Raw genomic sequence first — 12275 nt, 5'->3', positions numbered from 1 at the left:
TCCAAAGGAAAACAGATGAAAGAACTCGTGGTGGTTGCCATCGGTGGCAACAGCATTATTAAAGATAACGCCCGTCAGTCGATTGAACATCAGGCGGAAGCGGTCAAAGCGGTGGCAGATACGGTGCTGGAGATGCTGGCCTCGGATTACAACATTGTGCTAACCCACGGTAACGGCCCGCAGGTGGGGCTCGACCTGCGGCGTGCGGAAATTGCCCACGAGCAGGAAGGATTACCGCTGACGCCGCTCGCCAACTGCGTCGCGGACACTCAGGGCGGAATTGGCTATCTTATTCAACAGGCGTTGAATAATCGCCTGGCGCGGCGGGGAGAGCAGAAAGCCGTCACGGTGGTCACTCAGGTTGAAGTAGACCCGCAGGATCCTGGCTTCGCACATCCGGCGAAACCCATTGGCGCGTTCCTGAGCGAAGCCCAGCGTGACGTCCTGCAGGAGCAGCACCCGGACTGGCGCTTTGTTGAAGACTCCGGGCGCGGTTATCGCCGGGTCGTGGCTTCACCAGAGCCGAAATGCATTGTCGAGGCGGAGGCGATTAAAACCCTGACCGCGCAGGGATTCGTGGTGATTGGCGCCGGTGGCGGCGGGATCCCGGTGGTGCGCAGCCCGGAAGGTGATTATCACAGCGTTGATGCGGTGATCGATAAAGATCTCTCCACCGCGCTGCTGGCGCGCGAGATCCGTGCCGATATCCTGGTTATCACCACCGGCGTTGAGAAGGTGTGCGTTCACTTCGGCAAACCGCAGCAGCGGGCGCTGGACGTGGTCAACATCGCCGACATGACCCGTTATATGGAAGAAGGACACTTCCCACCGGGCAGCATGCTGCCAAAAATTGTCGCCAGCCTGGCGTTCCTCCACCACGGTGGCAAACGCGTGATTATCACCACTCCGGAGTGCTTACCTGCCGCTCTGCGCGGGGAAACCGGAACCCATATTGTGCATGCCTGAAACGCGATAAAAGGAAGAAGATAATGAGCGAAAATAAAAGCCGCCGTGAATTTCTCAGCCAGAGCGGCAAAATGGTCACCGCCGCCGCGCTGTTTGGCGCCACCTCCCAGGTGGCGTATGCTGCCACTCCTGGCGTGGCAAACTGTGAAGTGAAAGGAACCATGACTCTCGACGATACCCATTACTACCTGGACAACGTCCGTCTCGAAACCGGATTTGACTACGAGAACGGCAGCGCAGCTCATACCCGGACTGAACTGCAGACGGTTGAAATTGAGAACGGCAAAATTGTTGCCCTGCGCGATAACAAGAGCCACCCTGACGCGACGCTTCCGAGCTACGATGCCGGCGGCAAGCTGATGCTACCGGCGATGCGCGACATGCATATCCACCTCGACAAAACCTTTTACGGCGGGCCGTGGCGCTCGCTGAACCGCCCAGCGGGTACCACGATTCAGGATATGATCAAACTGGAGCAGAAGATGCTGCCGCAGCTGCAGCCCTACACCCAGGAACGGGCAGAAAAGCTCATCGATCTTATCCAGTCGAAAGGCTCGACCGTTGCGCGCAGCCACTGCAACATCGAACCGGTTTCCGGTCTTAAAAATCTGGAAAACCTGCAGGCGGTGCTGGCGCGTCGTCAGGCAGGGTTCGACTGTGAAATCGTGGCCTTCCCTCAGCACGGGCTGTTGCTGTCAAAATCAGAGCCGCTGATGCGTGACGCGATGCAGGCCGGGGCACACTACGTCGGCGGCCTGGATCCGACCAACGTCGACGGGGCGATGGAAAAATCGCTCGATACCATGTTCCGCATCGCGCTGGATTACAACAAAGGGGTGGATATCCACCTCCACGAGACCAGCCCGGCAGGCGTTGCCGCCGTAAACTACATGGTGGAAACCGTCGAGAAAACGCCGGAACTGAAGGGTAAACTGACCATCAGCCACGCTTTCGCGCTGGCGACGCTCAACGAGCAGCAGGTTGATACGCTGGCCACCCGCATGGCGGCGCAGCAAATTACGATAGCCTCGACGGTGCCGATTGGCACCCTGCACATGCCGCTGCAGCAGCTGCGTGAGAAGGGCGTTTTCGTGATGACCGGCACCGACAGTGTGATTGATCACTGGTCACCGTTTGGTCTGGGCGACATGCTGGAGAAAGCGAACCTCTACGCCCAGCTCTACATCCACCCGAACGAGCAAAACCTCTCCCGCTCGCTCGCTATCGCGACGGGCGACGTGCTGCCGCTGAACGATAAAGGCGAGCGCGTCTGGCCGAAAGCGCAGGATGACGCCAGCTTTGTGCTGGTGGACGCCTCTTGCTCTGCCGAAGCCGTTGCCCGTATTTCGCCGCGCACCGCCACCTTCCACAAAGGGAAGATGGTATGGGGCAGCGTTAACGTCTGAGGCGAAATGACCCTCTCCGTCAGGAGAGGGTCGCCTGTGCGTTCAGACGAAATGCCGCCACCGCCTGGCGCAGCTGTTCGGCCTGATCTTCCAGCGCGGCGGCAGCCGCGGCTGATTCCTGCACCAGCGAGGCGTTCTGCTGGGTTACGCTATCCATCTGCGACACCGCGAGGCTCACCTGTTCAATGCCCCGGCTCTGCTCATCAGAGGCGGAGGCAATTTCACTCATGATGTTCGTCACGTGCGCGACGGCGGCGACGATTTCTTTCATCGTATCCCCGGCTTCAGCCACCTGGCTGGTACCGGTATTCACCCGGTTAACTGAGTTCTCGATAAGCCCCTTAATCTCTTTTGCCGCCTGGGCGCTGCGGCTGGCCAGCGTTCGCACCTCTCCGGCCACTACCGCAAAGCCCCGGCCCTGTTCCCCGGCGCGCGCGGCTTCCACCGCAGCGTTGAGAGCCAGAATATTGGTCTGGAAGGCAATACCGTCAATTACGCCGGTAATGTGCGCAATCTGCTGCGAACTGTCGGAGATATCGTTCATGGTGTGAACAACGTGATCGACCACCCGTCCACCGCGGGCCGCGGTTTCTGAAGCCGTTTTTGCCAGCAGCGTTGCCTGACGCGCGTTGTCGGTGTTCTGTTTTACCGTTGCGGTCAGCTGTTCCATGCTGGCGGCGGTTTCTTCCAGTGAAGCGGCCTGCTGTTCGGTGCGTGAAGAGAGGTCATTGCTCCCGGCGGCGATTTCACCTGCGCCGGTGTAGATGGAATCGGTGCTGCTACGCACGGCGCTGACGGTGGTCACCAGCGACTGCTGCATCTCGTGCAGACCGCTTGCCAGCTGGCCCATCTCGTTGCGGCTGTCGATGGTGATGGTGTGCGTCAAATCACCGTGAGTGATGGTGCGGATATGATTCATGATGCTGTTAAGCGGTTTCAGCAGCAGATGCTGCAGCCCAAGCCAGATAACCACCAGTACTGCCACCACCGCCAGCAGAATACTGCCGAGCGTCCATAGCATACGGGTGAAGTTGTTCTGGTTGGTGTCGGCGGCGGCTTTCAGCAGCGTGTTATTGGTGCTGCGCCACTGACTGTAGGCGGCTTCGGCGTCATCCTGCGCCTGCTGGGCATCGAGATCGCCATAGGCCTGATAGTTATCGGCTTTCAGGAAATCAATCGACTGGCGCAGTACGTCGTGCATTTGTTGCCACGATTTCGCCATCGCTGCGGCCTGTTCCGGATTTTGCCCTGCCACCGGCGGCAGGCTCTGCCAGATTTTGTAGTCGCTCTCGGCCTTCGCCAGCGAGGTGTTGGCGGTGTTCAGCAGTTTGTCGATCGCCGCAAGCGAAGCCGGATCGCGCTGATTCTTGAGAAAGCGGATCGCCACGCGGGTAACGGTCACTCGGGTTTTAATAAGCGTATTCACGCTCTCGCTCAGGTTCTCCTGCTGGGCGTTCAGCACGCCTGAACTCTGGAAGTTCAGGCGATCGCTGTTGACCGCAGAGTAAAACAGGCCTCCGGTGACCGCCTGCAGCAGACAAAAAATGCCAAGGGCGATAACGATTCCGGTAATAACGCGTACATTTTTCAGCATGACGACAGTCCATTTGTTAAGCAGAAGCGCTCAATAAATGACTATCGGCGTGACGGGTGGAAACTTAAATTTAGCGCGGTATCTCGCTCTTCAGGTTCCCCTGCTGATAAGCCAGCGCCACGACCAGCGACTGTACCAGACACAGCGTTGCCGACTGAGAGCGGAAGGCGTCTACCTGCGCCTCTTTCACCACAAAGCACAAATCGCTGAAGGTGGCGAGCGGGCTAAGCTGGCTGTCGGTGATAACAATCTGTCGGGCACCGGCTTTAGCGGCCATTTCGCTGACCATCAGCGTCTCTTCGGCGTAGGGTGAAAAACTCACCGAAACCACAATATCCTGCGCTTTAATGCGTCCGACCTGTTCACGCAGCATTCCGCCCATGCCGTCGAGCAGGACCGGGCGGCACTCAAGATGGCTCAGGGCGTAGGTCAGATAGGTGGCAACGCTGAACGAGCGGCGCAGACCAACCACGTAGATGGTTTCTGCCTGCCCCAGCAGGTTGACCGCGCGTTGCAGCATCTGCGGTTCGGTGCGGGCCGCCAGCTGCTGTAATGACTGGGCGTTAGAGCGGGCAAACTCCTGCAGAATATCGAGCGGCGTCTCCGGAACCGCCTCGCTTTCCATCTCGCGAAACAGACGCGCACGGTCGCTGTAGCTGGCGGTCTCTTCGACCAGATTCATGCGAAACAACTGTTTCATCTCGTTGAAGCCGGTGAAGTCGAAGGCGTTGGCGAAACGGATGAGCGTTGAGGGCGGTACGTCCGCGCGTTCGGCAATCACCGCGACGGTGTCGAACGCCACGCTGTTGGTGTTATCCAGTACGTAGCGGGATACCTGCTGCAGGCGTTTGCTCAGGCTGTCATAGCGGTCGCGGATCTGCTGCTGCAGTTCACTCAGGCTGGATGCTGTGGTCATTTTTCCCTCTCTTGGTCGTCCGTCCATTCTACAACATAAAAATCCATTGCTGATCACAATAATCAATATTTGTTTTATTTCAACTTAAAATAGAACGTTTATTTCATATACAGTGTTCTGGTCACAATCACCTAACAACAGCGAGAGGGTTCAGGATGGAGACGGTAGCGAATTTTATTCACGGCGAATGTGTCACCGGTTCAGGCCAGCGCGTTCAGACGATCTTCAACCCGGCCAGCGGCGAGCCCATTCGCCAGGTGGTCATGAGTAGCGCCCAGGAAACCGCGCAGGCGGTCACCGCCGCCCAGCAGGCGTTTGCTGGCTGGTCACGGCAGTCGCCGCTTAAGCGCGCACGCGTGATGTTCCGTTTTAAAGCCCTGCTCGAAGCGCACATGCCGCGCCTGGCCCGCATCATTAGCGAAGAGCACGGCAAAGTCTATTCCGACGCGGTAGGCGAACTGACCCGTGGACTGGAGGTGGTGGAGTTTGCCTGCGGTATTCCGCATCTGCAAAAAGGCGAACACTCCGCTAACGTCGGTACCGGCGTCGACAGCCACTCGCTGATGCAGCCGCTCGGCGTCTGCGCGGGCATTACCCCGTTTAACTTCCCGGCGATGGTGCCGATGTGGATGTTCCCGATAGCCCTTGCCACCGGCAACACCTTTGTCCTGAAGCCTTCAGAGAAAGATCCGTCTCTGGCGCTGGCGCTGGCACAGTTGCTGAAAGAGGCCGGCCTGCCGGACGGCGTGTTCAACGTCGTGCAGGGCGACAAAGAAGCGGTGGACGTGCTGCTGACCGACCCGCGCGTGCAGGCGGTGAGCTTCGTCGGTTCAACGCCAATTGCGGAATACATTTACCAGACCGCATCGGCCCACGGCAAACGCTGTCAGGCGCTGGGTGGGGCGAAAAACCACTGCGTGCTGATGCCGGATGCAGACATGAAAATGGCGACCAGCGCGATCATGGGCGCGGCCTACGGTGCGGCGGGAGAGCGCTGCATGGCGCTGTCGGTGGTGCTGGCGGTAGGAGAAGAGACCGCAAACGACCTTTGCGCACGTCTGGAAGAACAAATTGCGACCCTGCGCGTGGGGCCAGGGCTCGACCAGACCCCGGAAAACGAAATGGGGCCGCTGATTTCGGCGGCGCATCGCAGCAAAGTGCTTGGCTACATTGACAGCGGCGAAGCGCAGGGCGCAGTGCTTCGCGTTGACGGTCGTGGGCTGAAGGTGAAGGGGCACGAGCAGGGCTTCTTCGTTGGCCCGACGCTGTTTGATAACGTCACTCCACAGATGACGATTTATCAGGAAGAGATTTTCGGCCCGGTACTTTGTGTGGTGCGCGTTGCAGATTATGCGAGCGCGGTGGATCTGATTAACCGCCACGAATATGGTAATGGTTCGGCGATTTTTACCCGCGACGGTGGCTGCGCGCGGCGCTTCTGCGAAGAGGTGCAGGCCGGGATGGTCGGGGTGAACGTACCGATCCCGGTACCGATGGCGTTCCACAGCTTTGGCGGCTGGAAGCGCTCGATTTTCGGGCCGCTTAACGTCCACGGTCACGACGGCGTGCGCTTCTACACCCGTATGAAAACCATCACCGCCCGCTGGCCTGAAATGCAGCAAGATCAGGGGGCGGCATTCTCCATGCCGACGCTGGGCTGACAGGAGGGATTATGAAAACCGAACGCATGACCATGGCTCAGGCCCTGGTCCGCTTTCTGAATCAGCAGTATGTGTCGGTAGACGGTCAGGAGACGCCCTTCGTGGAGGGCGTCATGACTATCTTCGGTCACGGCAACGTGCTGGGGCTGGGACAGGCGCTGGAGCAGGATCCGGGGCATCTGAAGGTGTACCAGGGTTGCAACGAACAGGGGATCGCGCATATCGCCACCGGCTTTGCCAAACAGCATCGCCGCCAGCGGGTGATCGCGGTGACCTCGTCGGTCGGGCCGGGGGCGGCAAACATGGTGACCGCCGCTGCCACCGCCACAGCCAACCGCATTCCGCTCCTGCTGCTGCCGGGCGACATCTACGCCAGCCGCCAGCCGGACCCGGTGCTGCAGCAGATTGAGCAGTATCACGACCTGAGCATCAGCACCAACGACTGCTTCCGCCCGGTCTCCCGCTACTGGGATCGCATCAATCGCCCGGAACAGCTGATGAGCGCGATGCTGAGCGCCATGCGGGTACTGACCGACCCGGCGGACTGCGGGGCGGTGACCATTTGCCTGCCGCAGGACGTGCAGGGCGAAGCCTGGGACTATCCGCTGAGCTTCTTTGCCCGCCGGGTGCATCACATTGAACGCCGTCCGCCGGATGCGACAAGGCTTGAGCAGGCGCGCGCGCTGATTGCCCGCAAGCGCCGTCCGCTGGTGGTCTGCGGCGGTGGGGTTCGCTACTCCGGCGCGCATCAGGCGCTGCAGCAGTTTGTTGAAAAATACCATCTACCATTTGCCGAAACCCAGGCCGGGAAGGGGGCGCTGGTGAGCGATCACCCGCTCAACCTCGGCGGGCTGGGGGTGACTGGGGGGCTGGCGGCGAACCTGATTGCGCCGCAGGCGGATCTGGTGATTGGCGTGGGCACCCGCCTTACCGATTTCACCACCGGTTCGAAAGCGCTGTTCGCACATCCGGACGTTGAGTTTTTACTGCTGAACGTGGCGGAGTTTGATGCTCTGAAGCTCGACGCTACGCCGCTCATCGCCGACGCCCGCTGTGGCCTGAAGGCGCTCAGCGGGGCGCTGACCGATTATCGCAGCGACTGGCAGGCAGAGATCCCGCAGGCGAAAGCCGAATGGAATGATGAACTGCAGCGGCTGTGGCAGCGCGACTGGCAGCCGGATGACGTACCGGAAGTCGCGGGGCATCTTGATGCCGCGCTTGCGGAATACGGTGAAACGCTCAATACCCGCCTCACCCAGACCCGGGTGCTGGGGCTTATTAACCAGCATATTGAAGATGACGCGATCGTGGTGGGGGCCGCAGGCTCGCTGCCCGGCGATCTGCAGCGCCTGTGGCAGGTCCACACCCCGGACAGCTATCACCTCGAGTACGGATACTCCTGCATGGGCTACGAGATTGCCGCCGCTATCGGCGCACGCCTCGCGATGCCCGAGCAGCCGGTGTACGCCATGGTGGGCGACGGCTCGTATATGATGCTGCACTCCGAGCTACAGACGGCGGTGCAGGAGGGAATTAAAGTCACCGTACTGCTGTTCGATAACGCCGGTTTCGGCTGTATCAATAACCTGCAGATGGGCCACGGAATGGGCAGTTTTGGCACCGAAAACCGCAAGCGTAATCCGCGCAGCGGCAGGCTTGACGGCCCGTTGGTGAAGGTGGATTTCGCGCAGAACGCCGAGAGCTACGGCTGTCGCGCCTGGCGGGTACATGATGAAGCAAGCCTGCTGGCCGCGCTGGCGGAGGTTCGCACCTGTCCGGGGCCGGCATTGCTCGATATCAAAGTGCTGCCGAAAACCATGACCCACGACTATGCCGCATGGTGGCGTACCGGCGATGCCCAGGTGGCGCACTCTCCGGCGGTACAGCAGGCGGCAGAAGCCACTCAGGCGCAGCTGAAACGCGCACGTCAGTACTAGTTTTTCCCTTCGTTTTTGCCCTCACCTCAACCCCTCACCGGGCGGGTGAGGGCAACCCATCGCAGTAACCCGATTCCCCTGATGTTGTGATAGTGATAACAAAATTTATCCATCCATTAACAAAAGTGTTAACTCACACTCAAAAACATAATTTTCAAATTTTATAAAAATGAAATAAATGTTTTATTTGCTGTGTCGTTAGTTTATCGCATTCATCAACACCGGGAGCCGTTATGTTTAACATCGCTTTACTGGGAGCTGGTCGAATTGGCCAGGTACATGCAGCTAACATCGCCACTCACAAAGAGACCACGCTGTGGTCGGTGGTCGATCCGAACCAGGAGTTCGCCACCCGCCTCGCCACGAAATATCAGGCACGTCTGCAAACGATCGACGAGGCCATGACCGATCCAAACGTGCACGGCGTACTTATCGCCTCTGCCACGGATACACACGCCGATTTAATCGAACTCGCCGCCCGGCACGGCAAAGCCATTTTCTGTGAAAAACCGGTTCATCTCGATCTGGCTCGCGTCCGCGACTGCCTGAAAGTGGTGAAGGAGTACGACGTACCGCTGTTTATCGGTTTTAACCGCCGTTTCGATCCCCAGTTCCGCCGGGTGAAAACCGACGCGGAAAATGGCCGCATCGGCAAACCAGAATCCCTGCTCATCATCTCCCGCGATCCGTCACCGCCGCCGGCGGAGTACGTTCGCGTCTCCGGCGGGATGTTCCGCGATATGACCATCCACGATTTCGACATGGCGCGTTTCGTGATGGGCGAAGAGCCGGTGTCGGTCTATGCCCAGGGCAGTAACCTGGTGGATCCGGCGATTGGCGCGGCGGGCGATATCGATACCGCTTTTATCGTACTCAAATACGCCTCTGGTGCGCTGGCGACCATCGTTAACAGCCGTCGCTCGGCCTACGGCTACGACCAGCGTCTGGAGCTGCACGGCTCCGAAGGGCTGCTGACGGCGGGCAACATTCTGGAAAACCAGGTTCAGCATTACGGGAAAGAGGGCTGTACCGGCGCGCTGCCGGAGCACTTCTTCCTCCAGCGTTACCACGCCGCTTACGCCCTGGAATGGGAGCATTTCGTGGCGGTTCTGCGCGGTGATGCAGCGCCTGAGTGCAGCGGCGATGACGGCGAACGCGCGCTGTATCTGGCGGATAAAGCGCTGGAATCGTTAAAAAATAATCGTGAAGTCTTCCTCTGATTTACCTGACAACAACACACCCTACACAGAGAGACATAACAATGAAAAAGCTGATTTTAGCCGCCCTCATCGCAGTGACATCCGGGGCGGCCATTGCCGAGAACGAGCAAATTGTATTCAGCACGCCGAACCTGGCGATGCCGTTTGAAGTCCACATGCAGCGCACGGCGGTGAAAGCCGCGAAAGAGATGGGGGTTAATCTGCAGGTGCTGGACGGCCAGGGCAGTTCACCGAAACAGGTGGCTGACCTCGAAAACGCCATCACCCGCGGGGCGCAGGGCTTTATCGTTTCGCCAAACGACGTTAACGCCGTTTCCAGCGCCGTGGATGAAATTCAGGACGCCAAACTGCCGGTGGTGACCCTCGACCGTTCGGTCGACAGCCAGAAAAAAGTGCCGCACTTTGGCGCCAACAACTACAAGGGCGGCCAGGCGATCGGTGATTTTGTGAAAGCAAAATTCCCTGACGGTGCTGAGATAATCCTGCTGACCGGCCAGCCGGGCTCCTCTTCCAACATTGAACGTACCAAAGGGATCCGCGACAGCCTGAAGGCTGGTGGCGATAAGTACAAGATCGTCGCCGATCAGACCGGTAACTGGATGCGTTCTGAAGGTATGCGCATTGTAGAAAGCGTACTGCCGTCACTGCCAAAACGTCCGCAGGTGATCCTCTCCGCGAACGACGATATGGCGCTCGGTGCCATTGAAGCGCTGCAGAGCCAGGGTCTGAAGCCGGGCGAAGTGCTGGTCACCGGTTTTGATGCGGTGCCGGAAGCACTGGCGCGGGTTCGCGACGGCTGGCTGGCGGTGACCGCCGATCAGCGTCCGGGTTTTGCGGTGCAAACGGCGATGACCCAACTGGTGGCAAACGTGCGTGAGAAGAAGCCGATCGTCGGCGCAGACTATCCACCGACCCTTATCACCAAAGACACCCTGCAACAGGCTGAGCGTATCGGCGAAGCCGGTAACTGATTCGCCCCGAGCCGCCGCCCTGGCGGCGGCCCAACGTGACGAAGGAGCAGACTGATGTCGCAACCTTTACTGAAAGTTACCGATCTGGCCAAGAGCTTCTCCGGCGTCTGGGCGCTCAGCAGCGCCCAGCTCACCGTCGGGGAGGGCGAGATCCACGCCCTGCTTGGCGAGAACGGTGCGGGAAAATCGACCCTGCTGAAGGCGCTGGCGGGCGCACAGCCGCAGACGCGGGGTGATATCTGGTTCAATGGTGAAACGCTGCCGGTGGACGATTCACCGGTCGAGCGGCAGAACAAAGGCATTATCACCATCTATCAGGAGTTCAACCTCCTGCCTAACATGACCGTGGCGGAGAACATGTTTCTTGGCCGCGAACCGCGTAAACGCAACCTGATCGTCGATGAAAAAGCGGTGAATCAGGAGGCGAAGGTGATCCTCGATTACCTGCAGCTCAACGTGGCACCCACCACCGCCGTGGCGCGCCTGAGCGTCGCCCAGCAGCAGATGGTGGAAATTGCCCGCGCGCTGACGTTGAACGCCAAACTGATCATCATGGATGAACCCTCCGCTGCGCTCAGCGACAGCGAAGTGGAGAGCCTGCACCGGGTGGTGCGCGAGCTGAAAAGTCGTGGTGTGAGCATTATCTACGTGACGCACCGCCTTCACGAAGTGTTCCAGCTCTGCGACCGCTTCACCGTCTTCCAGGATGGCCGTTACACCGGCAGCGGCACGGTGGCGGAAACCCATGTGGAACAGCTGATCCGCCTGATGGTGGGGCGTGATGTGGTCTTCGACCGCCGTCCGGCGAGTGAAACCCACCATGAAGACAAGCCGGTCCGCCTGAAGGTGGAAGGGCTGTGCCGGGAGAAACCGCCGCTGGATCCGCACGGTATCGCGCTGCATGACATCAGTTTCCAGGTACATACCGGGGAAGTGTTAGGCATTGCCGGGCTGGTGGGGGCCGGGCGCACCGAAGTGGCGCGCTGCCTGTTTGGTGCTGACGGTTTTACCCGTGGTGCGTTTGAGCTTGACGGCGTGCCGTATCAGCCGCGCGACCCGCTGTTTGCCCTCGACAAGGGCATCGCGCTGGTGCCGGAAGACCGCAAAAAAGAGGGCGCGGTGCTGGGGCTGTCGATTCGCGACAACCTTTCGCTTTCAAGCCTTTCTTCGCTGCTGCGCTGGCGCTTTTTCGTCAACACCCGCAAAGAAGATGCGCTGATCGAATCTTATCGCCAGGCGCTGCAAATCAAGATGGTCAACAGCGAGCAGGAGGTGCGCAAGCTCTCCGGCGGCAACCAGCAGAAGGTGATCCTCGCGCGCTGCATGGCGCTGAACCCACGGGTGTTAATTGTGGATGAGCCAACGCGCGGTATCGACGTGGGTACCAAATCCGAAGTGCATCAGGTGTTGTTCGATATGGCAAAAACCGGCGTGGCGGTGATCGTGATTTCCTCCGACCTGCCGGAAGTGATGGCGGTGTCTGACCGCATTATCACCCTGAGTGAAGGCCGGGTGACCGGTGAGATTCACGGTGACGACGCCACAGAAGAAAAGCTGATGATGATGATGGCCATCAACCACAACGCCCTGAACGCGGCCTAACG

9 protein-coding genes are annotated in these 12275 nt (G+C 59.5%); 7 read left to right on the top strand and 2 right to left on the bottom strand.

Features of this window, described 5'->3' with window-relative positions; genetic code table 11:
• Positions 1 to 15: 15 nt before the first annotated feature.
• Both GYRE_RS10695 and GYRE_RS10690 read left to right on the top strand, forming a co-directional pair.
• Positions 16 to 966 carry a carbamate kinase family protein gene (locus GYRE_RS10695; RefSeq protein WP_038255168.1) on the top strand — a complete coding sequence of 317 codons (951 nt, stop codon included), beginning with the start codon at positions 16 to 18 and terminating at the stop codon, positions 964 to 966.
• A 23-nt stretch (positions 967 to 989) separates the two neighbouring features.
• Entirely contained in the window at positions 990 to 2372 is a 1383-nt protein-coding gene (locus tag GYRE_RS10690) for an amidohydrolase family protein (protein ID WP_006817331.1), read from the top strand.
• A gap of 19 nt (positions 2373 to 2391) precedes the next feature.
• Here the strand turns inward: GYRE_RS10690 and tcp are convergent, their stop codons facing one another.
• Both tcp and GYRE_RS10680 read right to left on the bottom strand, forming a co-directional pair.
• Complete coding sequence (gene tcp / locus GYRE_RS10685; protein WP_006817332.1) at positions 2392 to 3966, bottom strand: methyl-accepting chemotaxis citrate transducer; 1575 nt, start codon at positions 3964 to 3966, stop codon at positions 2392 to 2394.
• Positions 3967 to 4036: 70 nt separating this feature from the next.
• Complete coding sequence (locus GYRE_RS10680; RefSeq protein ID WP_006817333.1) at positions 4037 to 4882, bottom strand: MurR/RpiR family transcriptional regulator; 846 nt, start codon at positions 4880 to 4882, stop codon at positions 4037 to 4039.
• Positions 4883 to 5037: 155 nt separating this feature from the next.
• Between GYRE_RS10680 and GYRE_RS10675 the strand changes: the two genes are divergently transcribed.
• The 5 genes from GYRE_RS10675 to GYRE_RS10655 all read left to right on the top strand — a co-directional run bounded on the left by GYRE_RS10675 (position 5038) and on the right by GYRE_RS10655 (position 12273).
• Positions 5038 to 6543, top strand: a complete 1506-nt coding sequence (locus tag GYRE_RS10675) for a CoA-acylating methylmalonate-semialdehyde dehydrogenase (protein ID WP_006817334.1) — start codon at positions 5038 to 5040, stop codon at positions 6541 to 6543.
• An 11-nt stretch (positions 6544 to 6554) separates the two neighbouring features.
• Positions 6555 to 8480, top strand: coding sequence for a 3D-(3,5/4)-trihydroxycyclohexane-1,2-dione acylhydrolase (decyclizing) (iolD, locus tag GYRE_RS10670; RefSeq protein WP_038255166.1), 1926 nt, complete (start codon positions 6555 to 6557; stop codon positions 8478 to 8480).
• A 233-nt stretch (positions 8481 to 8713) separates the two neighbouring features.
• The gene (gene iolG, locus GYRE_RS10665; RefSeq protein WP_006817336.1) at positions 8714 to 9700 is read left to right on the top strand and encodes an inositol 2-dehydrogenase; all 987 of its coding nucleotides are present in this window, start codon (positions 8714 to 8716) and stop codon (positions 9698 to 9700) included.
• A 41-nt stretch (positions 9701 to 9741) separates the two neighbouring features.
• Positions 9742 to 10671 (top strand): substrate-binding domain-containing protein, encoded by a 930-nt coding sequence (locus GYRE_RS10660; RefSeq protein ID WP_006817337.1) that lies wholly within the window; start codon positions 9742 to 9744, stop codon positions 10669 to 10671.
• Positions 10672 to 10725: 54 nt separating this feature from the next.
• Positions 10726 to 12273: a sugar ABC transporter ATP-binding protein gene (locus GYRE_RS10655; RefSeq protein WP_038255165.1), complete on the top strand. Its 1548-nt coding sequence runs from the start codon at positions 10726 to 10728 to the stop codon at positions 12271 to 12273.
• Positions 12274 to 12275 lie beyond the last annotated feature (2 nt).

The organism is Yokenella regensburgei ATCC 49455 (assembly GCF_000735455.1).
GTDB classification, from domain to species: Bacteria; Pseudomonadota; Gammaproteobacteria; order Enterobacterales; family Enterobacteriaceae; genus Yokenella; species Yokenella regensburgei.
This window is presented reverse-complemented; position numbering and strand designations above follow the sequence as displayed.